This window comes from Kitasatospora sp. NPDC056327 (assembly GCF_042261735.1).
Lineage (GTDB): Bacteria > Actinomycetota > Actinomycetes > Streptomycetales > Streptomycetaceae > Kitasatospora.
In genome coordinates, this window is the sequence record NZ_JBHJRC010000100.1 from 1 (window position 1) to 26,775 (window position 26,775).

General features: G+C 75.1%; 26 protein-coding genes and 1 pseudogene. 8 read left to right on the top strand and 19 right to left on the bottom strand.

The annotated features are described in order from the left end of the window. Positions 1-174: 174 nt before the first annotated feature. Positions 175-564 (top strand): hypothetical protein, encoded by a 390-nt coding sequence (locus ACFCX4_RS16890; RefSeq protein ID WP_376143070.1) that lies wholly within the window; start codon positions 175-177, stop codon positions 562-564. Between the two features lie 31 nt (positions 565-595). Here the strand turns inward: ACFCX4_RS16890 and ACFCX4_RS16895 are convergent, their stop codons facing one another. From ACFCX4_RS16895 to ACFCX4_RS16905, 3 genes are all read right to left on the bottom strand, one after another. After that, on the bottom strand, positions 596-1,771 hold the full coding sequence (locus ACFCX4_RS16895; protein WP_376143072.1) for an epoxide hydrolase family protein: 1,176 nt from the start codon (positions 1,769-1,771) through the stop codon (positions 596-598). Positions 1,772-1,845: 74 nt separating this feature from the next. Further along, positions 1,846-2,877: a medium chain dehydrogenase/reductase family protein gene (locus tag ACFCX4_RS16900; protein ID WP_376143075.1), complete on the bottom strand. Its 1,032-nt coding sequence runs from the start codon at positions 2,875-2,877 to the stop codon at positions 1,846-1,848. A 198-nt stretch (positions 2,878-3,075) separates the two neighbouring features. After that, a complete protein-coding gene (locus ACFCX4_RS16905) occupies positions 3,076-3,618 on the bottom strand; it encodes a DinB family protein (protein ID WP_376143077.1) in 543 nt (180 codons plus the stop codon). A gap of 779 nt (positions 3,619-4,397) precedes the next feature. Here ACFCX4_RS16905 and ACFCX4_RS16910 point away from each other — a divergent pair. After that, complete coding sequence (locus ACFCX4_RS16910) at positions 4,398-5,612, top strand: FAD-dependent monooxygenase (RefSeq protein ID WP_376143079.1); 1,215 nt, start codon at positions 4,398-4,400, stop codon at positions 5,610-5,612. A 40-nt stretch (positions 5,613-5,652) separates the two neighbouring features. Here the strand turns inward: ACFCX4_RS16910 and ACFCX4_RS16915 are convergent, their stop codons facing one another. From ACFCX4_RS16915 to ACFCX4_RS16950, 8 genes and pseudogenes are all read right to left on the bottom strand, one after another. Next, positions 5,653-6,636 carry a TIGR03571 family LLM class oxidoreductase gene (locus tag ACFCX4_RS16915; protein WP_376143082.1) on the bottom strand — a complete coding sequence of 328 codons (984 nt, stop codon included), beginning with the start codon at positions 6,634-6,636 and terminating at the stop codon, positions 5,653-5,655. Positions 6,637-6,760: 124 nt separating this feature from the next. Further along, positions 6,761-7,591, bottom strand: coding sequence for an aldo/keto reductase (locus ACFCX4_RS16920; RefSeq protein ID WP_376143122.1), 831 nt, complete (start codon positions 7,589-7,591; stop codon positions 6,761-6,763). 69 nt (positions 7,592-7,660) lie between these two features. Beyond that, positions 7,661-7,954 (bottom strand): annotated as a pseudogene (locus tag ACFCX4_RS16925) (nuclear transport factor 2 family protein); the annotation flags it as partial. Then, on the bottom strand, positions 7,951-8,370 hold the full coding sequence (locus ACFCX4_RS16930; RefSeq protein ID WP_376143084.1) for a heme-binding protein: 420 nt from the start codon (positions 8,368-8,370) through the stop codon (positions 7,951-7,953). The pseudogene ACFCX4_RS16925 and the gene ACFCX4_RS16930, both read right to left, overlap by 4 nt. 46 nt (positions 8,371-8,416) lie before the next feature. Then, on the bottom strand, positions 8,417-9,625 hold the full coding sequence (locus tag ACFCX4_RS16935) for an MFS transporter (RefSeq protein ID WP_376143086.1): 1,209 nt from the start codon (positions 9,623-9,625) through the stop codon (positions 8,417-8,419). 252 nt (positions 9,626-9,877) lie between these two features. Next, entirely contained in the window at positions 9,878-10,345 is a 468-nt protein-coding gene (locus ACFCX4_RS16940; RefSeq protein ID WP_376143088.1) for a MarR family winged helix-turn-helix transcriptional regulator, read from the bottom strand. 142 nt (positions 10,346-10,487) lie between these two features. Then, positions 10,488-10,979, bottom strand: coding sequence for a VOC family protein (locus tag ACFCX4_RS16945; RefSeq protein WP_376143090.1), 492 nt, complete (start codon positions 10,977-10,979; stop codon positions 10,488-10,490). A gap of 187 nt (positions 10,980-11,166) precedes the next feature. Next, positions 11,167-13,224, bottom strand: coding sequence for a discoidin domain-containing protein (locus ACFCX4_RS16950; RefSeq protein ID WP_376143092.1), 2,058 nt, complete (start codon positions 13,222-13,224; stop codon positions 11,167-11,169). A 310-nt stretch (positions 13,225-13,534) separates the two neighbouring features. On the opposite strand from ACFCX4_RS16950, the gene ACFCX4_RS16955 reads away from it, so the two are divergent. Then, the gene (locus ACFCX4_RS16955) at positions 13,535-15,040 is read left to right on the top strand and encodes an MFS transporter (RefSeq protein WP_376143094.1); all 1,506 of its coding nucleotides are present in this window, start codon (positions 13,535-13,537) and stop codon (positions 15,038-15,040) included. Between the two features lie 25 nt (positions 15,041-15,065). Here ACFCX4_RS16955 and ACFCX4_RS16960 read toward each other — a convergent pair whose 3' ends face one another. The 3 genes from ACFCX4_RS16960 to ACFCX4_RS16970 are packed head-to-tail and all read right to left on the bottom strand — an operon-like array spanning position 15,066 to position 18,742. Continuing rightward, positions 15,066-16,457 carry an MFS transporter gene (locus ACFCX4_RS16960; protein ID WP_376143096.1) on the bottom strand — a complete coding sequence of 464 codons (1,392 nt, stop codon included), beginning with the start codon at positions 16,455-16,457 and terminating at the stop codon, positions 15,066-15,068. Continuing rightward, positions 16,454-16,852, bottom strand: coding sequence for a hypothetical protein (locus tag ACFCX4_RS16965; protein WP_376143098.1), 399 nt, complete (start codon positions 16,850-16,852; stop codon positions 16,454-16,456). The genes ACFCX4_RS16960 and ACFCX4_RS16965 overlap by 4 nt, the downstream gene beginning before the upstream one ends. 57 nt (positions 16,853-16,909) lie before the next feature. Next, positions 16,910-18,742: a glycoside hydrolase family 15 protein gene (locus ACFCX4_RS16970; RefSeq protein ID WP_376143100.1), complete on the bottom strand. Its 1,833-nt coding sequence runs from the start codon at positions 18,740-18,742 to the stop codon at positions 16,910-16,912. Positions 18,743-18,941: 199 nt separating this feature from the next. Between ACFCX4_RS16970 and ACFCX4_RS16975 the strand changes: the two genes are divergently transcribed. Further along, on the top strand, positions 18,942-19,142 hold the full coding sequence (locus ACFCX4_RS16975) for a hypothetical protein (RefSeq protein WP_376143102.1): 201 nt from the start codon (positions 18,942-18,944) through the stop codon (positions 19,140-19,142). A gap of 90 nt (positions 19,143-19,232) precedes the next feature. Here the strand turns inward: ACFCX4_RS16975 and ACFCX4_RS16980 are convergent, their stop codons facing one another. Next, positions 19,233-22,007 (bottom strand): LuxR C-terminal-related transcriptional regulator, encoded by a 2,775-nt coding sequence (locus ACFCX4_RS16980; protein WP_376143104.1) that lies wholly within the window; start codon positions 22,005-22,007, stop codon positions 19,233-19,235. Positions 22,008-22,440: 433 nt separating this feature from the next. On the opposite strand from ACFCX4_RS16980, the gene ACFCX4_RS16985 reads away from it, so the two are divergent. From ACFCX4_RS16985 to ACFCX4_RS17000, 4 genes are all read left to right on the top strand, one after another. Beyond that, the gene (locus ACFCX4_RS16985) at positions 22,441-22,866 is read left to right on the top strand and encodes a hypothetical protein (protein ID WP_376143106.1); all 426 of its coding nucleotides are present in this window, start codon (positions 22,441-22,443) and stop codon (positions 22,864-22,866) included. A gap of 159 nt (positions 22,867-23,025) precedes the next feature. Further along, positions 23,026-23,517, top strand: a complete 492-nt coding sequence (locus ACFCX4_RS16990) for a hypothetical protein (protein ID WP_376143108.1) — start codon at positions 23,026-23,028, stop codon at positions 23,515-23,517. 69 nt (positions 23,518-23,586) lie between these two features. Beyond that, positions 23,587-23,985, top strand: coding sequence for a hypothetical protein (locus tag ACFCX4_RS16995; protein WP_376143110.1), 399 nt, complete (start codon positions 23,587-23,589; stop codon positions 23,983-23,985). A 157-nt stretch (positions 23,986-24,142) separates the two neighbouring features. Then, positions 24,143-24,556 (top strand): hypothetical protein, encoded by a 414-nt coding sequence (locus tag ACFCX4_RS17000; RefSeq protein ID WP_376143112.1) that lies wholly within the window; start codon positions 24,143-24,145, stop codon positions 24,554-24,556. 4 nt (positions 24,557-24,560) lie between these two features. Here ACFCX4_RS17000 and ACFCX4_RS17005 read toward each other — a convergent pair whose 3' ends face one another. The 4 genes from ACFCX4_RS17005 to ACFCX4_RS17020 all read right to left on the bottom strand — a co-directional run. Further along, positions 24,561-25,130, bottom strand: a complete 570-nt coding sequence (locus tag ACFCX4_RS17005) for a GNAT family N-acetyltransferase (protein ID WP_376143114.1) — start codon at positions 25,128-25,130, stop codon at positions 24,561-24,563. A 97-nt stretch (positions 25,131-25,227) separates the two neighbouring features. Continuing rightward, positions 25,228-25,476 carry a type B 50S ribosomal protein L31 gene (locus tag ACFCX4_RS17010; protein WP_376143116.1) on the bottom strand — a complete coding sequence of 83 codons (249 nt, stop codon included), beginning with the start codon at positions 25,474-25,476 and terminating at the stop codon, positions 25,228-25,230. 78 nt (positions 25,477-25,554) lie between these two features. Continuing rightward, positions 25,555-25,719 (bottom strand): 50S ribosomal protein L33, encoded by a 165-nt coding sequence (gene rpmG / locus ACFCX4_RS17015; RefSeq protein WP_376143118.1) that lies wholly within the window; start codon positions 25,717-25,719, stop codon positions 25,555-25,557. Between the two features lie 154 nt (positions 25,720-25,873). Beyond that, positions 25,874-26,775: CHAD domain-containing protein (locus ACFCX4_RS17020; RefSeq protein WP_376143120.1), on the bottom strand; the 902-nt coding region annotated here is incomplete at its 5' end.

A 26,775-nucleotide genomic window follows, 5' to 3' on the forward strand; every position in this document is an offset into this window, starting at 1 on the left:
CCGGACGGACCCTCGGGGGCCGTCCGGGCAGCGGCGTCCCCGGGAGCCGGGCCGGGGACGCCGAAGGCCACCGCACGCGCCGGAACCCCGCCGTGAACCCCGCCGTGAACCCCGGGCGGCCGGTTTCTCCGGATTTCCCGGGTGCGGGCGGGCCCGATGGGACATCATCGGGCTGTGCCGAGTGACGACGAGAGTCCGAAGACCGCCCCCCTGCCCGCCGCCTGGACCGCCTGGTGGTTCCGGCGCTGCGAGGTCCACCTGGAGGCGGTCACCGTCGAACTGTCCCGCTGGGGGCACGACTTCCCGGACGGCCCGCCGGACGCCGAGGACGCGCTGATCCTGCTGCGCCGCAGCCTGGCCGGCCTGCGGGAGGCCGGCGCCGGAGCACGGGCCGAGCAGACCGCCGCGCTGCTGCTCCGCGCCGTCCCCCCGCTGGAGGCCGCCCAGGCCTTCACCCGCAGGCTCGAACCCCGGGTCCTGCCGCTGGTCTCCCATCACTTCCGCGCCGCCGCCCGTCATCTGACGGCGGCCCGTGAGCACTTCGCGGCCGCCGGTACGGGCTGAGCCCGTACCGGGGCCCGCGCGCCCGCCGCCGTCAGAGCGCCGCCCGGTAGGGGCGGAAGAACTCCCGCAGTTCCGCCGCGTAGAGCTCCGGCTCCTCGAACGGCGCGAAGTGCCCGCCGCGTGCCGGCTCGCTCAGGTGCACGAGGTTCGTCGTGCGTTCGAGCCAGGCCCGCGGCGGCCGCAGCACGTCGCCGGCGAAGAGCGCGAACCCGGAGGGCACCTCGACCCGGCGGGTGAGCTGCTCCACCGGGATCGCGGCGTTCGCGTGGTACATCCGCATCGACGAGCCGATCGTCCCCGTCAGCCAGTAGACGGTCAGGTTGGTCAGGATCTCGTCCCGGGTGAAGGCGCGTTCGAGGTCGCCGTCGGAGCCGCTCCACGCCCTGAGCTTCTCGACGATCCACGCGGCCAGTCCGGCCGGCGAGTCGTTGAGGCCGACGGCGGCGGTCTGCGGCACGGTGCGGTGGACCGCGCCGTAGGCGCCCTCGCGCGCGCCCCAGGCCGCGACCTCCGCGGACCAGGCGCGTTCCTCCGGCGTGAGGTCCGCCGGGGCGGCGGCCGGGACGGGCAGGCCCGCGTCCATCCGGTGGACGGCGACCACCCGCCCGGGGTGGTCGAGCGCGAGGTAGCGGCTCACGTGGCTGCCGAGGTCCCCGCCCGCCGCGCCGAAGCGCCGGTACCCGAGGACGGTCATCAGCTCCGCCCACAGCCCGGCCACGGCGATCGAGTCGGGCGGGGGACCGGCGGGCCGGTCGGAGTACCCGAAGCCCGGCAGGTCGGGCACGACCACGTCGAACGCGTCGGCGGGGTCGGCGCCGTGCGCGCCGGGGTCGGTCAGCAGCGGCACGACCTTGGAGTAGCGCCAGAAGGAGTCCGGCCAGCCGTGGGTGAGGACCAGCGGCAGGACCGGTCCCGCCGGCGCGACCGCCCGCGCGTGCACGAGGTGGATCCCGGCGCCGCCGCCGAGCCGGACGCGGAACCGGGGCAACCGGCCGAGCTCCCGTTCCCGGGCCGGCCAGTCGAAGCCGTCCGCCCAGTAGGCGGCCAGCTCCCGCAGGTACCCGACGTCCGTCCCCAGCGACCATCCGGCGTCCTGCGGCGCGTCCGGCCAGCGCGTCGCCCGCAGCCGGGTGCGCAGGTCGGCCAGTGCCGCGGGTGCGGTCCGCGGGGCGAAGGGTTCCGGACGTGACGGGGCGTCAGCAGACATGGTGCTCATGCTAACGGCGCGCGCCGGGCCCGTCCGCGAACCGTGCGCGCCCGCCGGGGAGCCGTGCGCACCCGTCAGGGGATCAGCACGACCTTGCCGCCGACCGTGCCGGACTCGGCCAGCCGCACGGCCTCCGCGGCGTCGGCGAGCGGCAGCCGGGCGGCGACCCGGGCCGTGACCTCGCCCCGGCGGACGGCACCGAAGACCTCGGTCAGGTCGGAGCGCAGCCGGGCGCGGAAACGGTCCCGGCCCAGGGCCCGGCCGGCCCAGACGTTGTAGAAGGAGGCCCGCCGCCCGTTGGGCAGGGCGTTCCACAGCCAGGTGCGGGCGAGGATCCGCAGCACCGGCCACTGCTTGGAACCGCTGTCGTCCCGGGTGGAGGCGCTGCCGTAGGCGATCAGCGTGCCGCCGGGGGCGAGCAGGTGCCAGGAGTCGGTGACGCTGCGCCCGCCGACGTGGTCGAACACCGCGTCCACCCCGCCGGGCGCCAGCTCCCGGACCCGCGCCGGCACATCGCCGCCCCGGTAGTCGACCGGTGCGACGCCCAGCTCCCGCAGCGCGTCGTGGTGGCGGGCGGAGGCCGTGCCGATCACCGAGGCGCCGGCCGCGCGGGCGAGCTGGACGAGGACGGAGCCGACACCGCCGCTCGCGCCGTGCACCAGGACGGTCTGTCCGGCGCGCACCCGGGCCCGCCGGTGCAGCATCTGCCAGGCGGTGATGCCGTTGAGCACCACGGTCTCCGCCTCCGCGGGGGTGAGGCCGTCCGGTACCGGCACGGCGTCCGCGGCGTCGAGCACCACGTGGCTGGCCCAGCCGCCGACCTTGACCAGTGCGGCCACCCGGGTGCCGGTCAGGCCCGGGTCGACGCCGGCGCCGGTGGCCCGGACCCGGCCGACCAGGTCGTAGCCGGGCACGAAGGGGAACCTCGGCTGGTCGTAGTACCGGCCGCGGCGCATCTGCTGTTCGGCGAAGGAGACGCCGGTCGCCTCCACGGCGACCACGACCCGACCGGGCCCGGCCTGGGGCACGGTCCCGTACCTGAGCTGCAGGCCTTCCGGTGCCACGACACCCGGCAGGACGACCTGGAGCAGACGCTCGTCACTCATGGCGGCTTCCTTCTTCGAGAGGGGATTTCGCGTTCGTTATAAGTTCTAACTCCTTCGATCGTGAGTGTCAATGCCGGAAGTTATAGGCTCTAACTCGATGGTGCCGGCGGCGCCCGTGGCAGCGTCCACCGGCCCGGGCGGACCCCGCCCGGGGTCGCCCGCCCCCGGCGCACCGGGGGCGGGCGGGCCGGCGGGGTGTCAGCCCATCGACTTGGCGCCGTCCAGGGACTCCCGCAGGATGTCGGCGTGCCCCGAGTGCTGCGCGGTCTCGGCGATCACGTGCAGCAGCACCCGCCGGGCGGACCACCGGACGTCGGCGTCGAACCACGGCGCCGGGGGCAGCGGGTGCGAGGCGTCGAGGTCCGGCAGCACCGCGACCAGCTCGTCGGTCCGACGGGCGACCTCCGCGTAGCCGGCGAGCACCTCGGCCAGCGTCTCGTCCGGCAGCAGCCGGAACTCGTCGGCCCGCTGGTCGAGGAACTCCTGGGTCATCGCGGTGAAGTCGGGCATCGCCGACGGGCCTTCGAGGATGAAGTCCACCCAGACCCGCTCGACCGCCGTGACGTGCTTGATCAGGCCGCCCAGGCAGAGCGCGCCGGCGGTGGTGCGCCGCGCCGCCTGCTCGTCCGTCAGGTCGCGGGTGGTGAAGCGCAGGAAGTGGCGCTGCTTGGCGAGCTGCTCCAGCAGGTCGGCGCGCTCGCCGGTGACGGCCGGGGTGAGGGTGGTCGTGGTGTCGCTCATGGTCTCCGCCTTCGCTGGTGTTCCGGGCCGGGCCCGGTGCTGTCCGACGTGTTCCACGATAGGAGTCGTATAGGTCAGGAACTGTCCTCGACCTGATCAGGAGTCCGGTCGTCCGCGATCGGGTCCGCGATCCGGCGCGTCGTCCCGCCCGTCCTCCCGGTCGTCCTCCCGATCGGTGCGGCGCGGTGTCCGCCAGGCCGCGAAGAGGATGCCCGCGGCGCCGATAACCGCCTGGAGCGCCCCCGGCCCCGCGAGCCGGTGGATCGCGGCGCACACGGCGAGCAGGGAGACGAGGGCCAGCAGGTCGAGCCCGCGCCGGTCGGACCGGCGCCGGCGGGCCCCGGCCCCCGTCGGGCGGCCGGCGGTGCGGAAGGGACGGGCCCCGGGCCCCGGAACGGCAGGTTCGTCCTGCGGCGACTGAAGGTGAGACGGCACTGGCGTACTCCCGCGTCCGGGGAGGACGGTCCGGGGGAGCGTCCGACCCGGGAACCGAAGAAGCCGCATTGCGCCGCATGTCTCCTGGGGTCACTTCCCCGGCTTCCGCCGCCTGCGCGGCGAAGCCCGTCCCCCCAAAGATCATGCAGCCGAGCGGCTACACGGGAACCATCGAAGACCGTTCCCGACGATCTGTCAACTCATATCGGTGTCAAGGTGGTTCGTCGGCCGGATGACAGCGGTCCGACAGCGCCGTGAGCGTCCTGTCCGTGTGCCGACGGCAGCCGGGGCGAGGCTGACCGGGACAGCAGAACGGCAGTGGAACCGATCACGGGAGACCCGTCATGACGAACAGCACCCGCCCGCACCACTCGCGCCCGGTCTCGGTCCTGGTCTCCGGCGCGGGCGTCGCCGGCACCGCCCTCGCCCACTGGCTGGACCGCTACGGCTTCCGGGTCACCGTCGTCGAGCGCGCCCCCTCGCTGCGCGGGGGCGGCCAGCCGGTGGACATCCGCGGCAACGCCCTCGAAGTCATCGACCGGATGGGCCTGTTGACGGAGGTCCGGGCCCGGCGGACCGGTCTGCGCGGAATGTCCGTGGTCGACGGGGACGGCCGCGAGCTGAGCCGCACCGACGGATGGACGGCCAGCGGCGGCGCGGTCGACGGCCCCGACGTGGAGATCCTGCGCGACGAACTCGCCGTCCTGCTCGCCGGTGTGGCCTGCCCCGGCGTCGAGTACCGCTTCGACGACTCGATCGACACCCTGGTCCAGGCCGGGGACGGTGTCCAGGTCCGCTTCCACAGCGGCGTCGAGCGCGCCTTCGACCTCGTGGTGGGCGCCGACGGCCTGCACTCCAACACCCGTCGCCTGGTCTTCGGGCCCGAGCGGGACTACCTGCACCCGATCGGCGTCTACATCGCCGGCTGGAGCGCACCCAACCACCTGGGCCTCGATCGCTGGCAGGTCCTCCACCGGCCCGAGGGGCCGGCCGACCGGATGGGCATGGCGATGACCGTCCGGAACAACACCGAACTGCGGGTCTTCGTCGGTTTCGAGTCCGGCGAGCCGGTCGGCCGGATGCTGCCGCGTGACCCGCGGGAGCAGCGCCGGCTCGTCGCCGAGCACGCCGCCGGGCTGCGCTGGGAGGTGCCGCGCCTCCTGGACGCGATGTGGGAGACGGACGCCTTCCACTACGACGTGGTGGCCCAGATCAGGATGGACCGCTGGTCGCACGGCCGGGTCGTGCTGCTCGGCGACGCCGGGTACTGCTGCTCGCCGCTCACCGGTCAGGGCACCAGCGTCGCCCTGACGGCCGCCTACGTGCTGGCGGGCGAGCTGCACGCGGCCGACGGCGACCACACGCTCGCGTTCGCGGCCTACGAGGACCGCCTGCGCGACCACGTCACCACCAACCAGGGCATCCTCGCGCACACCGCGGGCCGTGCGGCCACCGGTGCCGAGGACGGCCACGGCCTCTTCGGCGGCCTCGACGAGCCCGGCCCCGAGCTGGAGGCGGTGTTCCGCGCCGCCACGCGCTTCGACCTGCCGGACTACTGAGCCGCCACCGGGCGCGCGGCCGGGTGCGCCCGGGCGGGTTTCAGGCGCCGGGGAAGTGCGGCAGCACGTGCTCGGCGAGCTCCTGCAGCACCTCGGCCACCGGCCGCTCGTTGGGGCGCAGGTTGAACGACACGTGCGAGACGCCGAGCCCGGCCATCGTCCGCAGGTGTTCCACCAGTGCGTCGCGGCCGGTGCTCAGGCCCAGCCGGATCGGGCGGGCCGGCGCGCCGGCGTCCGGCAGGAGGTCGAGCACCATCGGGGTGAGGTAGGGCTTGGCCTCCTCGTTCAGTGCCTGCCACTCGCGCGTCCTGATGCGCAGCGCGCCCAGTTCGCGCGGGTAGTTCAGGGAGGCGTCCGCGTGCTCGGCGATCCAGTCGCGAGTCTGCTGGGCGCCGCCGGCGACGGCGATCGGTATCCCGGCCGGGGCGACCGGCCGGGGCAGCACCTCCAGCTGCCGGTCCGCGCCCAGACCGGCGCCGGGCAGTTCCAGCGGGCCGCCGCGCCAGGCCGCGCGCAGGGTGGCGACGCCCTCGCGGAACGCCTCGCCGCGGGCCTGGAAGTCGCGCCGGAACAGGGGGTACTCCACCGGCCGGTCGCCGCTGGCCAGCCCGAGCAGCATCCGCCCGCCGGACAGCACGTCGACGGTGGCGGCGGCCTTGGCGACCAGCAGTGGCTCGCGCAGCGGCAGGACGATCGCGCCGGTGGCCAGGACGGCGTTCTGCGTGACGGCGGCGAGGTGGCCGAGGTGGGTGAAGGTCTCGAAGACCGAACCGGCGTCGCCGAACCGGAGCGGGTCGTACAGCGGGACGTCGCGCACCCACAGGGCCGCGAAGCCGAGCCGGTCGGCGAGCCGGGCGAGTTCGGTGTGCGCGGTGAGGTCCGGGACGCCGAACGGCCGGCCGGCCGCACGGTCGGCGCGTCCGCGCCCGGTGCCCCAGTCGTTGTCGAGGGGCAGTTCCAGGCCGAGGGTCAGTCGTTCGTCACCCGGGGCCAGGCGGGTGAGGGCGGGGTGGGTGGGGGCCATGGCGGATCCTTCCGGGGCCGGGCGGCGCGGTTCTGGGGAGCGGTGGGGGAGCGGAGGGCGGACGCGGGCCGCCCCCGCTCCGTCCCGGACGGGGGCCCGGGACGGAGCGGGGGCGGCGGGAGGATCAGTTGAACTGGTCCGGGTGCGGGCCGGTGCGCAGACCGCGGTCGGTGCCGGCGATCGCGGCCATGTCCTCGCCGGTCAGCTCGAAGTCGAAGACCTCCAGGTTCTGGCGGATGCGGGCCGGGGTGACCGACTTGGGGATGACGATGTTGCCCAGCTGCAGGTGCCAGCGGAGCACGACCTGCGCGGGCGACTTTCCGGTGCGCTCCGCGATCGCGGTGATCGCCGGGTCGTCCAGGACGGCGCCCTGGGCGAGCGGGCTCCACGCCTCGGTGGCGATGCCGTGCTCGGCGTGGAAGGCGCGCAGCTCGGCCTGCTGCAGGCCGGGGTGCAGCTCGACCTGGTTGACGGCCGGCACCAGCTCGCTGTTGTCCAGCAGGCGCTGAAGGTGGGCGGGCTGGAAGTTGGAGACGCCGGCGGCGCGGATCCGGCCCTCGGCGGCGAGGCGCTCGATGGCGCGCCACGAGTCGAGGTAGAGGTCGCGGGCCGGGGTGGGCCAGTGGATCAGGTACAGGTCGACGGTGTCCAGGCCGAGCTTGGCGAGGCTGGTGTCGAAGGCGCGCAGGGTGGCGTCGTAGCCCTGGTCGGCGTTCCACAGCTTGGTGGTGACGAACAGGTCCTCGCGCGGCACGCCGCCCTCGGCGAGGGCCCGGCCGACGCCGGCCTCGTTGCCGTAGATCGCGGCGGTGTCGATGCTGCGGTAGCCGGCCCGGAGGGCGGCGGCGACGGCGGCGGTGGTTCGGTCGTCCGGGACCTGGAAGACGCCGAAGCCGAGCTGGGGGATCTCGACGCCGTTGTTGAGCTTCACGGTGGGGACGGCGGGGGTGTTCACGGTGGTACCCGTCTTTCGGTCGTTGCGGTTGGTGAGGGTGTACCGGACGGTCTGGGCACTGATGAGGCCGTCGCGGAAGACGAAGGTGTCGGTGCCGTCGGCGACCCGGTGGCTGCCCGTGGTGGCCGCCCAGCGGAGGAAGAGGATGTCCCCGGCGAACTGCGGGGTCAGCCACCACTCGGCGCCGGGGAGGTCGGCCAGCAGCCGGCCGATCACCCGGCGGACGCCGTCGTGGCCGCGGAACTCGCCCTCCGGGGTGATGAGGACGGCGTCCTCGGTGTAGTTCCCGGCGATGCGGTCGAGGTCCCCGGTGCCGAGCCGCCGGCCGTGGTCGGCGAAGACCTCGCGGGGGCCGCGGGTCATCGGGAGAGTTCCCGGAGGGCCTCGGTGGCGAAGGAGTGGTCCTGCTCGGGGGCGCCGCCGCCGACGCCGACGGCGCCGACGAGCCGGCCGTCGCGGTGGACCGGGATGCCGCCGGCGATGAACAGCAGCGGCCGGTCGAGGGCGGTCGGCAGGGTGTGGAACGGGCCGTCCGGCTTGACCAGGTCGACCAGGTCGGCGGTCGGGGCGTTCAGTTGCAGGGCGGTGAAGGCCTTGCGGGTGCTGGTCTCGCCGGAGATGAGGACGGCCCGGTCGTCGCGGCGGAAGGCCAGCAGGTGGCCGCCGGCGTCGAGGACGGTGACGCTGACCGTGACCCCGGCCGCCTCGGCGGCGGTGCGGGCTGCCGTGATCAGCTTCTCGGCGTCGGCGGTGGTCAGCGGGGTGACGGTGGAGCTCATGCTGCTTCTCCTGGGTGGGGGCGGGCCGTACGAGGGGGAGGGGTGGTCAGTGGTGGGCCGGGACGGGCGCGGCGACGGCGGTGTCGGCGCCGGCCACGGAGCCGGCCGGGGCGGAGCGGCGCTCCAGGGCGGCGGACCAGAGGGCGAGGACGAGGGCCGCGGCGGCGAGGGCGGCACCGACCCAGTTGGGGGAGGTGTAGCCGAGGCCGGCGGCGATCACCATGCCGCCGAGCCAGGCGGCGAGGGCGTTGCCGAGGTTGAAGGCGCCGATGTTCACGGCCGAGGCCAGGGTGGGCGCGCCGTGCGCCTGGTCCAGGACCCGCTTCTGCAGCGGCGGGACGGTGGCGAAGCCGAGCGCCCCGACGAGCATGATGGTGACGGCGGCGAGGATCCGGTTGTGCGCGGTGAGGGTGAACAGCGCGAGCACGACGGCCAGACCGCCGAGGGTGGTGTAGAGCAGCGGCATCAGCCTGCGGTCGGCGAACCTGCCGCCGAGCAGGTTGCCGAGGAACATGCCGATGCCGAAGAGGACCAGCAGCCAGGTGACGGCGCCGTCCGAGTAGCCTGCCACGTTGGTCATCATCGGGGCGATGTAGGTGATCGCGGCGAAGACACCACCGAAGCCGAGCACGGTCATCGCCATGGCGAGCAGGACCTGCGGGTTGCGGAAGGCGGTCAGCTCGCGGCGGAGCCGGGCGCTCTCGGGGCGGGGCATGGCGGGGACGAGCCTGGCGATGCCGACCAGGCCGACCACGCCGAGCGCGGCGACGACGGCGAAGGTGGTGCGCCAGCCGACGGCCTGCCCGATGTAGGTGCCGAGCGGTACGCCGACGATGTTGGCGACGGTCAGACCGGTGAACATGGTGGCGATGGCGCCGGCCTTCCGGTCCGGGGCGACCAGGTCGGCGGCGACGACGGAGCCGATGCCGAAGAACGCGCCGTGGGCGAGCGAGGCGACCACGCGGCCGGTCAGCATCATCCCGAACGACGGGGCGAGGGCCGAGAGCAGGTTGCCGAGCACGAACAGGCCCATCAGCAGCATGAGCATCCGCTTGCGGCTGACCTTGTTGCCGAGGACGGTCAGCAGCGGGGCACCGATGACCACGCCGAGCGCGTAGCCGGTGACCAGCAGTCCCGCGGTGGGGATCGAGACGCCGTAGTCGGCGGCGATCTCGGGCAGCAGGCCCATGATGACGAATTCGGTGGTGCCGATGCCGAAGGCGCCGACAGCCAGAGCGAGCAGTGCGAGAGGCATTGGGCTCGACCCTTCCGTGATTGCTTGAGTGAGCTCCTTGCGTGTCTTCACAATAGTTGCAGACGCGCTATAAGTGCAAGCGCGGACAGTGGTCGTTCTCTGAATGCCAGCGGTCACATGTCGTTTCGGGGTTCGCGCGGCCGGGCCGGCGCCGGGCCCGGGGTGGGTTCGGGGTGGGTTCGGGCCCGGGTCCGGGCATGAAAAAACCGGCCCTGGCGCGATGCCTGGGCCGGTTCTTCGGGGGCTGTGGTGTCACCCGACGCGCGCCGGGGCGTCCACCGCCTCGACGGCGTCGACCAGCGGGGCGAGCTCGGGGTTGCGGGCGGCCGCGGTGAGCGCCTCCCGGAGGGCGGCGTCATTGGTAGGCCGGGCCTCCTCCAGCAGCTTCAGGCCCTCCGCGCTGACATTGGTGTAGATGCCGCGGCGGTCGGTGGGGCACAGGTAGCGCGACAGCAGGCCGCGGTCCTCCAGCCGGGTGACGAGGCGGGTGGTCGCGCTCTGGCTGAGCACGACCGCGTCGGCGACCTGTTTCATCTGCAGGTGGCCGCCCTCGCCCTCGTGCTGGCGGCTGAGCACGTCGAGCAGTGAGTACTCCCGCACGCTCAGGTCGTGCTTGGACTGCAGGGCGCGCTCGATGTGCGTCTCGATCCTGCCGTGCAGGAGGGACAGCGCGCCCCAGCCGCTGGCCAGGGCGGTGAGCGCGGGGTCCGTGGCGGTCATGAGGCCGGTCTCCTTCCGGTGGTGGCTGTACTCCAGGATAAGCCATGGAAGGAAATATCGGCTAGGGCTGATAGCAGGCCAATGCAAGTATCTCGCCCTCGCCCTCGGCCTCGGCGCCCGCCCGGGAGCGGTCCGGGAGCCCTCAGCTCGCGAAGCCGCCCTCGGGCTTGATGATCTCCAGGTTGGTGCCGTCCGGGTCGTTGAAGTAGGCGACCCTGGTGCCCAGCGCCGCCTCCGGGGTGACCTCGCCCGCGACGAAGGTGTAGTCGTCGCCGAGGAAGTCGTACCCGGCCTCCTTCATCCGCCGGTGCACCGCGTCGAAGTCGTCGACCCGCAGACACAGGTGCATCGAACCGGGGCGGTTCGCGACCCCGTTCGTCCGCTCGCCCACCGGCTCCTGGAACTGGATGAGGTCGATGCCGAGGCTGTTGTCCAGGTTGATCGTCGCGTACCGCAGCCTCGCGACCGGCAGGCCCTGCGACAGGCCGAACGGCACGCTGTGCATGGTGCCCTCCGCGACGGGCGGCCGCCCGGTCAGCGCCGTGTAGAACGCGATCGAGGCGTCCAGGTCGGAGACCGAGATCCCGACGTGGGCGGCCCGGGTGAGGTTGATCGGGGTGCTGGAAACGGTCACGGGACAGGCCCTTCGCTCTGCGGTCCCCCTGGTCCGGGGCGGCTGCGGCCGGTGCGGTGCGGGCCGGCCCCCGGGAGAACCGTCCGGGGACGATTCTTCCGGGGGCCGGGGGCCGCGCAACTCCTCGGGGACGAGCCGCCACGGGCGGTCACCGTTCCCGCGGGTGGTCCGCCGGGGCTGCCTGCCGTCAGCCCCGGAAGACGCCCACCTCGGCCAGTGAGTACCCCCAGGCGGTGGCGCGCCGCTCGCCGTGGATCCGCACGTACCGGGCCGGGACGGCGGGGAAGCGGGCGGTGTCCAGACCGCCGTCACCGGAGGCGGTGGACCAGACGGTCCGCCACCCGGCGCCGTCCGTGGAGACCTCGATCCGGTAGGCACGGGCGTGCGCGCGCTCCCAGTCCAGGGTCACCCGGCCCACCAGGGTGGTGGCGGGCAGGTCGATCCGCAGCCACTGGTCGTCGCTCCAGCCGCTCGCCCAGCGGCTGGAACCGTCGCCGTCGACGGCCCGGCCGGCCCCGAGGTCGACGAACGGGTTCCACTCGGTGGAGCTCGCGGCGGCGGCCGTGCCCGTGGCGAGGTTCACCCCGGACCGGTGCCGCTCCGAGGCGCCCCAGGTGGTGAGGTAGGACTCCGCGCCCCGGAACAGGTCGTCCACCACGTCCTGCCCGCCGACCAGCCGGATGTCCTCCACCCAGTCCGGCACCAGGCCGTAGTGGGCGGCGCCGTCGGTGTTGATGTCCCAGGTGCGGCTGCCCGCCGTGGCGCGCTCGACCACCGAGCCGCCGTCGGCGGTCCGGAACGGGTAGCGCACCGGGTTCGCGGTACCGGCCCCGCGCGGGGCCGGCCAGCCGCCCACCCCGTTCATGTCGGTGCCGTAGCCGTAGCCGGCGCCGTACTTCTCGCGCAGCGCGTCGGTGCGCCTCGCCTCGGCGCTGAACGCCTCCGCGCCGTTCATGTACTGGGCGACGAAACCGCCGAGCCGGTAGACGCGCTCCATCCAGCCGAGGTCCATCCAGCTGTGCGAGGAGATCACGCCCGGGTAGGAGTCGGACTCCAGGACGTCCAGCGCCCGCCCGGCGGCCTTGACGCTCATGTGGTCGAGCTCCAGCATCATGCCGCGCCGCATCATCCCGCGCAGCGCGTACTCGCCCAGGTCGGTCAGGCCGCGGGTGTTGCACCGGGCGTCGACGGCGTACGGGGGCGGAGCGACCCCCGGCGGCAGCTGGTCCAGGACCGGCGCCGGGGCCGGCACCAGGCCGATCGGGTTGTCGTGCTGCTCGCCGGTGCACCGCTCGGTCTGCCAGAACGTCCCGGTGGACAGGAACTGGCCGGCGTTGATCGCCGCGCCGAGCGAGCCCTCGTCGAACCGCACCCCGCAGAGCGCGTTGTCCAGCTTGTGGCACAGGAACATGCTGCGCACGCCGAGCCCGTGGAGCTCGTCGAGGCCGCGGTCGATGTCGGCGCGGTTGCACTGGGCGACGTCCAGGACCTGCTTGCAGCCGAACGGCTCGGAGGTCTCCACCCCGAGCACGACGGCCAGCCTGCCCTGGCGGACCACCTCGCGGGCCTGCGCGCTGTCGGTGACGATCCGGAACCAGCCCTTGCCCGGGCCGCCGTACATCCGGTCCACGTACGCCTGGAGCTCGTAGCTCCGCCGGGCCTGCAGCCGGATCGAGGTCATCTCGTCGCAGCTGCGGTCCTTGAAGGGGTAGACCGAGCAGATCACGCCGTTGGTCACCAGGTCGTTGACGAGCACCCGCTGGCCGCCGCGCCAGGCGCGTTCCAGCCAGGCGTAGTAGTTCTGCTGGTGGGTCAGCGAGTCGTGGGCCGGCCAGTCGGCGAAGGTCGGCCAGCCGACCGGGTCGTGCCGGCCGTCGCCGCCGTTGGTGAGCATGTCGAAGACGGCGAGCGAACCGTCGGGGTAGTGCTCCGGACAGTCCTTGAGGGCGTCGGCGACGCCCGCCTCGGAGAAGGCCCGGCCGCAGATGAGGCGGCCGCCGAAAGCCTCGCCGGACATGATGTGGTCGTGCGCGTCGACGAAGCCGCGCACCCGGCCCTGCGGGTCGGTCCCGGTGAAGGGCGCACCGGTGACGCCGATCGCGGCGTCGGGCGCGGGTCGGGCCACCGGGTCCCACCAGCCGGTGCCGTCGGCCCCGCGCGCGGGGGCGGCGAGGACGGCCGCGACCAGCGCGAACAGTGCGGCGAGAAGGGGGAGTCTGCGAAGGGCGCGGGGAGGTCGGGTCATGGGCACCCCAGTTCCGGACGAAACGGACGGGCGGACGGATGGCGCGGCCGACGCCCGCCCGGGGCGCGGCACCGCACCCGGGCCGGCTGTCGGGTCCCGTGTACTCGGTGTGACGAGAATCGCCATTGTTGGAATTTTCGTCAATAGGCGGAACCGAACCGGCAACCGGTGGAACGCGGCCGGTGGCGGCCCCGGTTCAGTCCCGGCCCGGACCGGTGCTGACGGCGTTTCCGGAGCGCCGGCATGTCCGCTCCGGGAGGGGGCAGACGCCCGGCCGTCCTGTCCACGGAGACTGCGGAGGAGCACCCTCATGGCGAACCGGACGGAGCCGATCGACCGGGAGGCGGGGAAGCCGGCCGGACCACCCGGCGGGGGAGGCACCGCGACCGACATCCCGGCCAGGCTGGACCGGCTGCCCTGGTCGAGCTGGCACTGGCGGATCGTCATCGGGCTCGGCACCGTCTGGATCCTGGACGGTCTGGAGGTCACGATCGTCGGCAACATGGCGGCCCGGCTGGCCGAGCAGGGCAGCGGCATCAGCATCTCCACCACGCAGGTGACCACCGTCGCGGCCGCCGTCTACGTGGCGGGCGCCTGCTTCGGGGCGCTGTTCTTCGGATGGCTGACCGACCGGCTGGGGCGCAAGCGGCTCTTCCTGCTGACCCTCGCGGTCTACCTCGCGGCCACCGCCGTGACGGCGTTCTCCTGGAACGCCTGGTTCTTCTTCCTCTGCCGGTTCTTCACCGGCTTCGGGATCGGCGGCGAGTACGCGGCCATCAACTCCGCGATCGACGAACTCATCCCGGCGCGGCTGCGCGGCCGGATCGACCTGGTCATCAACGGCAGCTTCTGGATCGGCGCGGGGCTCGGCGCCTTCGCGTCGATCGCCCTGCTCGACACCTCGCTGTTCGCCACCGACCTGGGCTGGCGGCTGGCCTTCGGCATCGGGGTGGTCCTGGGCCTGGTGATCCTCCTGGTCCGCCGGCACGTCCCCGAGAGCCCGCGCTGGCTGGTCGTCCACGGACGGGCCGACGAGGCGGAGGCGGTGGTCGCCGAGGCCGAGCGGATCACCCGGGAACGGACCGGGGCCCCGCTGCCGCCGGTCGACGGCGAGCCGATCGTGATCCGCGAGCGCGCCCCGCTCGGGTTCCTCGCGATCGCCCGCACCGTGGTCGCCCGCTACCCGCGCCGGGCGGTCCTCGGGCTGTCGCTCTTCGTCGGGCAGGCCTTCCTCTACAACGCGGTGACCTTCGGCTACGCCGTCATCCTCACCACGTTCTTCGACGTGCCCGAGGCCGACACCGGCTACTACTTCGCGGTGATCGCGGTCGGCAACTTCCTCGGCCCGCTGCTGCTCGGCCACTTCTTCGACTCGGTCGGCCGCAAGCCGATGATCGCCGGCACCTACATCGGCTCCGGCGTGCTGCTGTTCGGCACCGCCGCGCTCTTCCAGCAGGGCGCGCTGTCCGCCGCCACCATGACGGCCTGCTGGACGGCGGTCCTCTTCCTCGCCTCGGCGGGCGCGAGTTCGGCCTACCTGACGGTCAGCGAGATCTTCCCGCTGGAGACCAGGGCGCTGTGCATCGCCTTCTTCTACGCCGTCGGCACGGCGGCCGGCGGCATCAGCGGACCGCTGCTGTTCAACGGCCTGGTGAGCACGGGGGAGGTCTCCGACACCACCCTCGCGTTCTGCGTCGGTGCCTCGCTGATGACCGTCGCCGGGCTGGTGGAGGCGGCGATCGGGGTCCGGGCGGAGCGGCGGAGCCTGGAGGACCTCGCCGCCCCGCTGAGCGCCGTGCGGGGCGGCTCCGCCTGACCCGCCCGGTCCGGGCCGGCGGCTCTCACCCGCCGGCCCGGGCGGCCGGCCGGTCGTGCGGCAGGAGCAGCGCGGCGCCGAGGCCGACGACGCCGAACACGGCGAGCGCGATCATGGCGGCGGCGTAGCCGTTGCGGGTGAGTTCGGAGACCAGGACGGTCCCGGCCACGGCGGTCCCCAGCGAGGAGCCGAGGTTGGAGACGCTGCGGGAGAGGCCGGAGATCTCGCCCTGGCGGCTGTCCGGGAACGCCGACTGCACGACGTTGACCGACGGGGTCAGCATCAGGCCGAGGCCGAGCCCGATCAGCAGGAGACCGGGGGTGAAGGCCCAGACGTCGTCGGAGGCGCGCACCAGCAGGAGCAGCACGACGATCCCCGCGGTGGTGGCGGCGAAGCCGGTGACGATCAGGGTGCGCTGGGCGCGGCGCTTCGCCAGCCGCTCGGCGGCGAGCGAGGAGGCCAGCAGGCCGACGGTCGCGGCGGTGAAGACGCCGCCGGTGGCGATGGCGCTGTAGCCGCGGACCACCTGGAGGTAGGCGCCGACGGTGAACGAGACGCCCATCAGCACCAGCCACTGGGCGTTCTGGGTGACCAGGCCCAGGTTCGAGGTGCGGTTGCGGAACAGGCCGGTCGCCAGCAGCGGTTCGCGGCCCGCGCGCTCCAGCCGGCGGATCCAGGCGAAGAACCCGGCCAGCACCACCGCGCCGGCCGCCAGCAGGCCGATCATCAGCCAGGTGTTGTTGTCCGCGGCGAGGATGCCGGTGACCAGCAGCACCAGGCCGGCCGCGGACAGCACCGCGCCGACCGCGTCGAACGGCCGCCGCGGGTCGGCGGGCAGCGGGTCCTCCAGGTTGCGGGAGAGGAACAGGATCACGGCGATCACCACGACCTGGAAGCCGAAGTTGGCGCGCCAGCCGATCGCGGTGGTGAGCAGACCGCCGATCAGCGGTCCGGCCGCCGCGCCGATGCCGCCGAGCGCCATGATCGCGCCGAAGGCCCGGGCCCGGGCGGTGGTCCCGGTGAACAGCAGGGTGGTGAGGATGTAGACCGGCGGGATCAGCAGGGCGGTGCCGACGCCCTCCAGCACCGAGTTGCCGAGGACGAGCACGCCGAGCCCCGGTGCGGCGGCGCTGAGCAGGGCGCCGACCCCGTAGACCGCCAGGCCCAGCAGCAGGCAGCGCCTGCGGCCCCAGCGGTCGGTGAGCTTGCCGCCCGGGATCATCAGCGCGGCCATCACCAGCAGGAAGACGGTGATGGCCACCTGGACGCCCTGGACGGTGGTGTCGAGGTCCTTGCTGATGTCGTTGATCATCACGTTCATGCTGGAGCCGGCGAAGCTGCAGATGAACTGGGCGAGGGCCAGCGGCACCAGCACCCGCCGCCCGGCGGCGGTGGGTCCGGCCGCGGCGGCGGTCATGAGCGGCCCCCTCCGTCGGGCGCGGTGAGCACGGCGTGGAGCGCGGCCACGTCGACCGCGATGATCATGAGCGACCAGGCGGGATAGCTCGGCAGGAAGACGAACTGCACGAAGACGTTGGCGCACAGCACCGCCACCGGGAACCAGCGGCTCGGGAGGTCCCCGGTCAGCAGGGTGATGCCGGCCAGTCCCTGGGCCACGGCGAGGGCCAGCACCGTCCAGCCCAGGCTGTGCAGGTCGCCGAAGACGTAGCGGCCGGAGCCGGTGACGACGGGCGAGTCGATCAGCGCCGCCATGGCGTCCCACCCGTTGAACAGGGCCAGCAGGATCAGCGCGACGCCCGCGAACGGCAGCAGGTTCCGGCGCGGCCGCGCCGGGTGGGAGGGTGAGGCCATCACCGGGCTCCTTCCGTGGTCCTGCGTCTGGTTGCGCCGGTCGGCCCGGACGGGCCGTCAGGCGGTGCCCCGGCGGTCGAGCGCCTCGTCCAGGGCGAGCGCGGCGTCGATCAGGGCGAGATGGGTGAACGCCTGCGGGAAGTTGCCCAGCTGTTCGCCGGAGGGACCGATCTCCTCGGCGAACAGGCCCACGTGGTTGGCGTAGGTGAGCATCTTGTCGAAGGCGTAGCGGGCCCGGTCGACCCGGCCGGCCCGGGCGAGGGCCTCGACGTAGAGGAACGAGCAGAGGTTGAAGGTGCCCTCGGTGCCGCTCAGCCCGTCCGGCGAGGCGGCCGGGTCGTAGCGGTAGACGAGGCTGTCGCAGACCAGTTCCCGGTCCATCGCGTCCAGGGTGGACAGCCAGTCCGGGTCGGTGGGGGAGAGGAAGCCGACCTTGGGCATCAGCAGCAGCGAGGCGTCCAGGACCTCGGTGTCGTAGTGCTGGACGAACGCCCCGCGCCCCGGGCTCCAGGCGCGCTGCACGATCTGGCGCAGGATGTCGTCGCGCACCGAGCTCCAGCGGTCCAGGTCGGCGGGGCGTGCGTGGGTGCGGGCCAGCCGGACGGCGCGGTCGAAGGCCACCCAGCACATCAGCCGGCTGTAGGTGAAGTCCTGCCGCCCGCCGCGGGTCTCCCACACGCCCTCGTCGGCCCGGTCCCAGTGCTCGGTCAGCCAGTCCACCAGGCGGCGGAAGGCGTCCCAGCCGCGCAGCGCGCCCATCTCGCCGTCGTCGGCGGCGAAGGCGTAGGCGGCCTCGCCGTAGATGTCGAGCTGGAGCTGGTCGGCGGCGGCGTTCCCGGCGCGCACCGGGAACGAGCCCAGGTAGCCCTCCCAGTGCCCGAGGGTCTCCTCGCCCAGGTGCGGGTCCCCGTCGATCCGGTACATGATCTGGAGCCGTTCGCCCTGGGCGCCGGCCGCGGCCTCGACCCGGTCGCGCACCCAGCGGCGGAAGGCCCGCGCCTCGTCGTGGAACCCGAGGCCGATCAGGGTGTGCACCGAGAGCGAGGCGTCCCGGATCCAGGTGTAGCGGTAGTCCCAGTTGCGCTCGCCGCCGACCTGCTCCGGCAGGCCCATCGTCGCCGCGGCGATCAGCGCGCCGGTCGGCCGGTAGCTGAGGAGCTTCAGGGTGATCGCCGACCGGTCCACCATCTGGCGCCAACGGCCGTGGTAGGTCGACGACTTGAGCCAGTCGTACCAGAACGCCCGGCAGTCGTCGAAGGCGGCGAGGGTGTCCTGGTCGCGGGGCGGCGCGGGCAGCACCCCGCCCGGTGCGCGGGCGGTCAGCACGATCGTGGTCATCACGCCCGCGTCCAGGGTGAACCGGGCGGTCACGTCGGTGCCGTCCGGCTGGAGCACCACGGGCTCGGAGACCTGCACGCACAGCTCCTGGTCGGGGCCGCGCAGCAGGACGGTCCGCTCGTCCGGCCGGGTCAGCCGGTGCTCGGCGCGGCCGTAGTCGAACCGGGGCCGGCACTCCAGCACGAACGGCACCCGGCCGCGCACCACCCGGGCGGTCCGGATGATCCGGTGCTGGTCGCTCGGCTGCGGCGAGGTGTCCGGGAGCATGAAGTCGATCACCTCCGCGACCCCCTGCGGGGCGAGGAAGCGGGTGACCACGATGGCCGTGCCGGCCAGGTACAGCTGCTTCACCCGGACGTCGGGCACCGCGTCGCGGTCGACCGAGAGCCGGCACCGGCCGCCCCTGCGGTGGTCCAGCAGGGCGGCGAACAGGCTGGGGGAGTCGAACCGGGGGGTGCACCACCAGTCGATGTCGCCGTCGGTGGAGACCAGGGCGGCGGTCTGCAGGTCGCCGATGATCCCGTGCTCGGCGATCGGGGGGTAGGGACTCATGGTGCGTGCTCCCCTGCTGTACGGCGGCGGGCGGTGGAAGGGGACCTTCCGGCAGGTGGGGAAGTGCCGGTGCCGCCACCGTACGAACGGCGGCCGGGGCGGCGGATCACCCCGGCCGGGTGATCCGGCGGCGCCCGGGCGCCACCGAGACTGGGAGCACCGCCGACCGATCACCACCGAGGCGAAGGGAGCCGGCCCCATGCGCTACGAGATCAGGGTGTCCGGCGTGCTGCAGGAGACGACCCGTCAGGAGGGCTTCCCCGAACTGGAGAGCAGGACGGTCCCCGACCAGACCCTGCTGGTCGGGGACGTCGTCGACGAGGCGCACCTGTTCGGACTGCTGAACCGCTTCCAGGCGCTGGGGCTGACGGTGACGGAGCTGCGCCGGCTGCCGGAGTGACCGGGCGTCCGGCCGTCCTTCCCGGCGCCCGCCGCCCGCTTCCGCCGCCCGCCCGCCGCCGCTGCCGCGCCCGCCGGCGGGTCCGGCCGCTCAGCGCCCGCCCAGCAGGTCCAGCCGGACGGCGGTGCGCACCGCCTCGCGCCGGCTGCCCGTCAGCAGCTTCCGGTTGACGCTCTTGAGGTGTGTCTTCACCGTGTTCGGCGACAGGAACAGCTCGTCGGCGATCTCCTGGGTCGACAGCATCCGCGCCGCGCAGCGCAGGACCTCGCGTTCGCGCTCGGTCAGCGGTTCGGCCGGAGCGGGCGGCGCGAAGGGTCCGCCCGCCGGGCCGCCGGGAGCGACCGGCCGCAGGTCGTCCGGCAGCCAGGCGTGGGCACCGGCCGGCCGCGGCCGGCGGCCCAGCTGACGGCGCACCCACGGCGCCGCCTCGCGGAACGGCCGGCGCAGCCGCTCCGGTTCGGCGGTCGCCAGTGCCTGCGACAGCAGCCGGGGGCCGTCCGGACCGTCCTCGTCGGCCTGCGCCAGCAGCAGCAGCGCCCGGGTGCGGATCGCGCTGCCGACCGCGGGGTCGGCCCGCAGCTCCCGCAGGCGTTCGAGCGCCCGCGCCTCGTCCAGGCCGGCGGCCAGCGCGGCCCGCGCCGCCGCCAGCACCGCGTCCGGTGCCCGGACCGGCCCGTCCGCCAGGACGGCCACCGCCTCCTGCGGCCGGCCGGCCGCCAGCAGCGCGGCGGAGGCCGTGACGGCCAGCCGCTCGCGGCCCCAGCCGGACGGGCGGCCACCGGCCCCCTCGCGGCGGGCCCCCGCCCGGGCCAGCAGCCGCAGCGCGGCGTCCGGACGGCCGTGCGCCAGGTGCAGTCCGGCCCGGATCACGCTGTCCCCCAGGGCGGCCACCGGGTCGCGGTCCGGCTCGTGGCCGGGCCCGTGACCCCGGTCGCTCCCTCGTTCGTGCCCCTGCTCGGACCCGTCCGTGCCGCTCGGGCCGCCGTCGGGGTCCTCGTCCTCGGCCGGGCCCGGCAGCGCGCCGCGGGCGGCGGCGAGCTCGTCGCGTTCCAGCGCCGCGCCGGCCAGTACCAGGGCACCGACCCCGCCCCGCCCCCCGGCCGGCAGCCCGGCGAGGTCGGCCGCCTCGTCGGCCTCCCGGACCAGGCGCTCGGCCCGCCCCGGCCGGCCCTCCAGGTAGTCGATCAGCGCGAGCCGGCACAGCGCGTCGTGCCGCGGCCGGGCGGTCGCCGGCGAGGCCGGGGCCCGGGCGGCCCGCTCCAGCGCCCGCCGGGCCTCGTCGGTCCGGCCGTGCCAGAGCAGCGCCGAGCCCAGGCCGGCGTCCACCAGGGCCAGCAGCTCGGGGTGCCGGTCCAGGGCGCCGGCCGGGGCCCGGAGCGCCAGCTCGTGGGCCCGGCGGGCGGCGCGCTCGGCGAGCACCGCCGAGCCGAGCAGCCCGGCCGCCCCGGCGTGCACGAAGGCGGCGGCCAGCTGGAGCGGCGTCTGCTGCGCGGGCAGCCGGGCCCCGGCCCGGTCCAGCACCCGCAGCGCGGCCCCCGCCTCCGCCCGGGCCAGGTGGACCGCCGCGCGGACCACCTCGGCGTCCGGGGTCCGCTCGGTCGGCGGCATCCGGGAGAACAGGGCGCACAGTCGCCCGGCGTCGCGCCCGGTGAGCAGCTCGCCGACGGCGAAGCGGTCGACGAGCAGCCGGGCGGCCAGACCCCACGCCCCGGCCCCGGCCGCGTGGTCCAGCGCCGTCCGGTACCGGCCGTGGTCGGCCAGCCAGTGCGCCGCCCGCACCCGCAGTCCGTCGATCCGCTCGGGGGCGCAGGCCCGCAGGTGCAGGCGCAGGATCCCGGCGAACATCGGGTGCAGCCGGTACCAGCCGTCGGGCAGGGCCTCGGTGAAGGCGTTCTCCTGGTGCAGCCGCTCCAGGATCCGCCCGCCGTCGCGGCGGCCCGTGAGCGCGTCCGCGAGGTCGGGGTGGACCAGGTCCAGGAGGCTGCAGCTCAGCAGCAGGTCCTGGGCCGGCGCGGGCTGGGTGCGCAGCACCTCGGCCAGCAGGAAGTCCGCGAGCACGGTCGGTCCGGCGCCGATCCGTCCGAGGTACCCGTCCGGGTCCTCGGCGTCCCGCGCCGCGAGGGCGAGCAGCCGCAGCCCGGCCGCCCAGCCGGACGTGGCGCGGTGCAGCGCCCCGACGGTGGCCGGGCGCAGCCGCAGCCCGTGGCGCTCCAGCAGGGCGGCGGCCTCGGTGCGGTCCAGCGCGAGGTCGGCGGCCCGGACCTCGGCCAGCTCGTCCGCGGCCCGGTAGCGGTGCAGCGGCAGCGGCGGCTCGCTGCGGCCGACCAGGACCAGCCGCAGCCGCCCCGCGGTGTGCCGGACCAGGTCGTGCAGCTGCCGCGCCAGGCGGAGGTCGGCCAGGTGTTCGCACTCGTCCAGGACCAGGACCAGCGGGCGGTCCCGCGCGCCGATCCAGTCGGCCAGCCGCAGCAGCAGGGAGGGCTCGACGTGCTCGGCCCGGGCCGGGACGCCGATGCCGTCGGGCAGGTCGGCCGCGACGGTGCGCAGCGCCTCGCGGACGTAGGTCCAGAAGGTTCCGGGGCCGGCGTCACCGGGCTCCAGGGTGAGCCAGCCGGCCGGGCCCGGGAGGCGGCCGCGGGCGAGCCAGTCGGTCACCAGCAGGGTCTTCCCCGCCCCGGCGGGGCCGCTGACCAGGGTCACCGGCCGCAGCACCGCCGCGTCGAGGCGGGTGAGCAGGCGGTCGCGGCGCAGGAACGCGCCGGCCGGGGGGCAGGGCGGCCGGACCCGGGCGGCGAGCACGGGATCGCCACCGGGCAGCAGTGCGGGCGCGCCCGAGGAGCCGGGCGCCGTGCGGGAGTGCAGCATGCGGCCACCACCTGGTGGTTGCGCCGTACGGTGGCACGGCCGGGCGCGGCGCGGCCGGGGATGCGGTGCCGGGGCGGCACGTGTCGCGGGCCGCTCGGGGACGCGCCCCCTCGACCGTAGTACGGCCCCGCGGCGGGGTGCCATCCGAGCCGCCGCCGCCCCGCTTCACCTGCCGGGGGTGAGGCGGGGCGGCGGCGGCCGGGCGACGATCGGGGCAGGGCCCACCGGCCCGGGCCCGCCACCCGCCGCGGGCGCCGTTCCGTCCCCGGAGGAGGCCGCCGTGACCGCACCCGGACGACCGGGACCCCGCCGTCCCGTCCCCGGTCCGCCGGGTCCGCCCGGGCCACCGGGGGCGGACCCCGGCGGGCGGCCCGACCCGGGGCCGGCGGAGGCGGCCCGGCGGACGGACTACGCCGGAGCGGTCTACGGATCGATGCTGGCGGCCTCCGTGATCGCCGCCTCCGGCCTGGACGGGGCGCACCCCCGGCTCTCGCTGATCCTGCTGCTGGTGATCACCGGTCTGGTGTTCTGGGCGGCGCACGTGTACGCGCACGTCGCCGGGCAGCGGGAGGCGGGCCGGCAGGTGACCTGGCGTCAGGTCCGTTCGGTGGGGCGGCACGAGTGGCCGATCGTCGAGGCGGCGGCGCTGCCGGCCCTGGCGGTGCTGGTCAGCCCGTGGCTCGGGTCGGGGGAGAACGCCTGGCTCGCGCTCGGGGTCGCGGTGGCCCAGCAGGTGTGCTGGGCGAGTCTGGGTGCCCGGAGGGCCGGTGCCACGCCGCGCCAGGTGGTCGCCGAGGGCACGGTCAACCTGTTGCTGGGGCTGGTGATCGTGGCGGCGAAGGTCGCGGTGGCGCACTGAGCCGGTGCGGTGCCGACGGCTGCCGGGGTGCGGGCCGTGCGGTGGTGGGGTGCCGGAATCACCCGCTCCGGGTGGTCCGGACGCGGCGCCGCTCTGCGGGACTGGAGGGTGGGAGGCAGCTCTCCCGACCGGAGCCCCACCAGTCACCTGGAGGCCAGCATGACCGCCGCCGCTCCCCATGGCGCCGCCCGTCCCCGCCGCCACGGCGCGTCCCCCGGCACCGGCCACATCGGCTCCGGGCTGACGACCTTCGCCGGCGTGCTCCTGGTGCTGGTGGGCTCCCTCAACGCCCTGGACGGCATCTCCGCCATCGCCGGATCCCACGTGTTCATCGGCGACGCCCACTTCGTCTTCGGCGACCTGCTGGCCTGGGGCTGGGTGATGCTGGCCCTGGCCGTCGCCCAGCTCGCCGCCGCCTACGGCGTGCTGGCCCTGCGCACGCAGTGGGCCCGGTGGGCGGGTGTCGTCGTGCTGGTGCTCAACGCCTTCGCACAGATGGCCTTCGTCCCGTCGTACCCGCTGTGGTCGCTCGCGATCATCGCCATCGACGTGGTGGCCATCTACGGCCTGACCGTCCACGGCACGCCCGACCAGTGGGCGCCGCAGGCGGAGGAGACCGCCGGGCCCCGCCGCTCCGGTCCCGCGGGCTGACCATTGCCGGCCGAACGCCGGGGCCCGGGCGCCGCCGTCCGGGCCCCGGCCCCGTGGGCCCCCGGGTACGTGAAGGAGGACGGCGCCCCGCCGCTGGACATCACGGAGACGGATCCCTCCCGGGCGTGGGCCGCGGGCGCACCGGTGTCGTCGCCCGCCGACCTGAACCGGTTCTTCTCGGCGGTCGTCGGCGGCGAGCCGATGCCCGCGGCGCGGCCGGCCCGGATGCGCACGACCGTCCCGGCGGAGTACCTGGGCCCCGGCGCCCGCCACGATCTGGGCCCCGCCGCCCGCCCGCTCTCCTGCGGGGGCCTGTCCTGGGGACACGGCGGCACGCTGCCCGGGTACGCCACCCGGGGTGGTGCGACGGAGGACGGCCGGGCCGTGAACATCGCCGTGACCGGGGGCCCGTCGCCGGAGGCGGAGCGGCGGGTGGCCGACGCCGCCGACGCGGCGCTCTGCCGCTGAGCTGAGAGGGTGTCCGGAATTCGCCGGCGTGGTCCGCGGCAGGGCGGGCAGACGCGGCACGGGCCGGTGCTGACGGCCCGTCGGCAGCGGATCCGGCGGGCCGTCGGCACCCGCCCGGCGCACGTCGCGCGACCGCCGCCCGCGAGGAGGAGTTCCGATGACCCGGCCCGTTCCCCCGAACCTGTCCGTCGCCCATCTGGCCGCCGAGGCCGCCGAACTCCTGCGGGCGGCCGGGAGCGCCCCGCAGGGCGGTCGCCCGGAACTCCTGCACACCGCCGAGGCGGCCGAGGCCGTCGGCGCCCTGGCCGGGCTCACCGCCCGCCTCCCCGAACTGCTCGACCGCATCGAGGCGTTCCTCAGCAGTGAGCAGGCGGCCGGCCGGATCGCCTCCGCGGCCGACGGGGACGAGACCTTCGCGGCGGTGCGGACCGCCCGGGACGCGCGTGAGCAGCTCTACGAGGCGAGCCGGACGGCCGCCCTGCTGGCCGAGGCCCTCGCGGCGGCGGCCACGACCCTGGCTCCGCTGGGTGCCACCCGCACCGCGGGCGGTCCGACGGTCCCGCACGTCTGAGCGCTCACCGGGACTCCGGCCGGTCCGCCCACTCAGCCCGCTCCAGCCGCCAGACCACCTCGGTCCCGCTGCCGGCGGGCGGCACCGGCGGGGCCGCCCGCCCGCGCCGGATCTCGGTGAAGCCGAGCCGGCGCGGGACGGCGGCGCTGGAGGTGTTGGCCGAGTCGTGCGCGATCTCGACGAACTCCACGTCCGGCAGCGCGAACATCTCGCGGGCCAGGGCCGCCGCCGCGCGCGTGGCGATGCCCCGGCCGGTGGCGGCCGGGTGCAGCCAGTACCCGAGGCGCGCGCCCCTGGGGTGCGCGGCCCGGTAGGCCTGGCCCATGCCCGCGAGGGTGCCGTCCGGCAGGACGACGGCGTAGTTGTACACCTCGCCGTCCTGCCACCTGATCCCGGTCCGGGCCAGGAACGCCCGGGTGTTCTCCTCGTCGTGCGCCTCGACCCAGGTCTCCCAGGGGCGCAGGTGCTCCAGCGATTCCTCGATCAGGGCGAACGCCGCGGCGAAGTCCTCCCGCTCCCGCCACCGCCGCAGCACGAAGTCGCCGCAGTCGATGAGCTCCCTCGGTCGCGCCATGACGGTCATGATGGCGCGCGCCGTGCCCGCACCGCCAGGGGCGGGGGCCGCCGTGGGCGGGTTCCGGTGGCCCCCGCCCCTCCGTGGGTCGGGACGGTCAGTACCGGTCGCCGAAGCGCTGCCGGAAGCGCTCGACCCGGCCGGCGGCGTCGAGGACGCGGGACCGGCCGGTGAGGAACGGGTGGCTCGCCGAGGAGATCTCGACGTCGATCACCGGGTAGGTGCGGCCGTCCTCCCACTCGACCGTGCGGTCACTGGTGACTGTCGAGCGGGTCAGGAAGGCGAACTCGCCGGCCCGGTCGCGGAAGACGACCGGCTCGTACGCGGGGTGGATGGCGTTCGTCACGGGATGCTCCTTCGGGTCGTGCGTGGTCGTGCGTGGTCTTCCGTCGCGGTGCGTGGTCGTGCGGACGGGGCCGGTGGATCAGCGCTCCTCGCGGAAACCGACGTGCCGGCCCACTACCGGGTCGTACTTGCGCAGCACCAGCCGGTCCGCGTCGGTGCGGCGGTTCTTGCGGGTCACGTACGTGTAGCCGGTGCCCGCGGTGGAGCGGAGTCCGATCACCGGGCGCAGTTCGCTACGGGCCATGGGGGTGTCCTCCCGGAGTCCGGGGCGGCGGGCCGGGGCCCTCCGCCGAAATGGAAGTCGTTTTCACTCGCTTCCAACGCGGACCCCGTCCCACCCATTCCCGATCCGCTGCACGATCCCGGCGGGGGAGGGAGCACCGCCGGGACCGGCCCGGTCAGGACAGCCGGGACAGCCCGCGCCGGGCCGCGCGGCGGCGCAGTCCGGGCAGCGGCACGAGGACGGCCTCGGCGGTCTGCCGCTGCCGCTCGTGGAGCACGCCGTGGGCGAAGGCGTCCCGGCGGCCTTCGCGGGAGCCCGCCAGCGCGACCAGTTCCTGCCGGGCCACCACGGTGTCCTGGTGGGTGCCCAGCGCCTTGTGCAGCTTCTTCGTCCGGCCGGCGAACCTCGCCGCCCGCTTCGCCGCACGCCCGGACAGCCCGGTCCGGGCCTCGTCCGCGGTGTACCGCGCGCGCTTGGCGGCCTTGCGGGCGCGGTGCAGCGCCCGGTCGCGACCCGGACCGGGTTCCTGGTCCAGGGCGTGGTCGAGCCGTTCGACGGTCCGCCGCTGTTCCCGGCGCAGGGTGGCGGACAGGTGCTCACGGGCGTCGCGAGCGGCCCGGCGGCGGCGCAGCGGTGGATCCGCCGCGAACGCGTCGAGCCCGTCGAGCAGCGCGAAGTACCGCCCGCCGTCGAGCTCGGCGACCGCCTCCCGCCAGGCGTGCCGGTAGCCCCGGGCGTAGTGCTCGGTGAGACGGCCGCGGAGCGTGCCGTCGCGCAGCGCGACGGGCACCGCGTCCACGAGGGCGACCAGGCGCTCGCCGAGCACCTCCTGGTCGCGGGCCCGGCCGAGCACCTGCCCGAGCCACCGCAGTTCCGCGGTCGGCCGTTCGACGCCCTGCCGGTCGAACAGGCGCCGGTTGGCCTTGAGCAGGCTGCGGAGCCGGCGTGCGGTGACCCGCATCCGGTGCACGGAGTCGGGCTCGTCGCGCCGGACGGCGGCGTCCAGGGCCAGGAGCTCCCCCAGACGGGCACGGAAGGCCTCCAGGACGACGGCGCCGGCCGATCCCGCCGGTCCGG

Coding starts and splice junctions, on each gene's coding strand:
- ACFCX4_RS16985 (WP_376143106.1), top strand. CDS start 22,441: ATGCTGGCGGCCTCCGTGATCGCCGCCTCCGGCCTGGACGGGGCGCAC.
- ACFCX4_RS16940 (WP_376143088.1), bottom strand. CDS start 10,345: ATGACCGCCACGGACCCCGCGCTCACCGCCCTGGCCAGCGGCTGGGGC.
- ACFCX4_RS16895 (WP_376143072.1), bottom strand. CDS start 1,771: ATGTCTGCTGACGCCCCGTCACGTCCGGAACCCTTCGCCCCGCGGACC.
- ACFCX4_RS17005 (WP_376143114.1), bottom strand. CDS start 25,130: ATGGCGCGACCGAGGGAGCTCATCGACTGCGGCGACTTCGTGCTGCGG.
- ACFCX4_RS16960 (WP_376143096.1), bottom strand. CDS start 16,457: ATGACCGCCGCCGCGGCCGGACCCACCGCCGCCGGGCGGCGGGTGCTG.
- rpmG (WP_376143118.1), bottom strand. CDS start 25,719: ATGGCCCGTAGCGAACTGCGCCCGGTGATCGGACTCCGCTCCACCGCG.
- ACFCX4_RS16905 (WP_376143077.1), bottom strand. CDS start 3,618: ATGAGCGACACCACGACCACCCTCACCCCGGCCGTCACCGGCGAGCGC.
- ACFCX4_RS16935 (WP_376143086.1), bottom strand. CDS start 9,625: ATGCCTCTCGCACTGCTCGCTCTGGCTGTCGGCGCCTTCGGCATCGGC.
- ACFCX4_RS16900 (WP_376143075.1), bottom strand. CDS start 2,877: ATGAGTGACGAGCGTCTGCTCCAGGTCGTCCTGCCGGGTGTCGTGGCA.
- ACFCX4_RS16930 (WP_376143084.1), bottom strand. CDS start 8,370: ATGAGCTCCACCGTCACCCCGCTGACCACCGCCGACGCCGAGAAGCTG.
- ACFCX4_RS16990 (WP_376143108.1), top strand. CDS start 23,026: ATGACCGCCGCCGCTCCCCATGGCGCCGCCCGTCCCCGCCGCCACGGC.
- ACFCX4_RS16955 (WP_376143094.1), top strand. CDS start 13,535: ATGGCGAACCGGACGGAGCCGATCGACCGGGAGGCGGGGAAGCCGGCC.
- ACFCX4_RS16970 (WP_376143100.1), bottom strand. CDS start 18,742: ATGAGTCCCTACCCCCCGATCGCCGAGCACGGGATCATCGGCGACCTG.
- ACFCX4_RS16950 (WP_376143092.1), bottom strand. CDS start 13,224: ATGACCCGACCTCCCCGCGCCCTTCGCAGACTCCCCCTTCTCGCCGCA.
- ACFCX4_RS16910 (WP_376143079.1), top strand. CDS start 4,398: ATGACGAACAGCACCCGCCCGCACCACTCGCGCCCGGTCTCGGTCCTG.
- ACFCX4_RS16975 (WP_376143102.1), top strand. CDS start 18,942: ATGCGCTACGAGATCAGGGTGTCCGGCGTGCTGCAGGAGACGACCCGT.
- ACFCX4_RS16980 (WP_376143104.1), bottom strand. CDS start 22,007: ATGCTGCACTCCCGCACGGCGCCCGGCTCCTCGGGCGCGCCCGCACTG.
- ACFCX4_RS16965 (WP_376143098.1), bottom strand. CDS start 16,852: ATGGCCTCACCCTCCCACCCGGCGCGGCCGCGCCGGAACCTGCTGCCG.
- ACFCX4_RS16915 (WP_376143082.1), bottom strand. CDS start 6,636: ATGGCCCCCACCCACCCCGCCCTCACCCGCCTGGCCCCGGGTGACGAA.
- ACFCX4_RS17000 (WP_376143112.1), top strand. CDS start 24,143: ATGACCCGGCCCGTTCCCCCGAACCTGTCCGTCGCCCATCTGGCCGCC.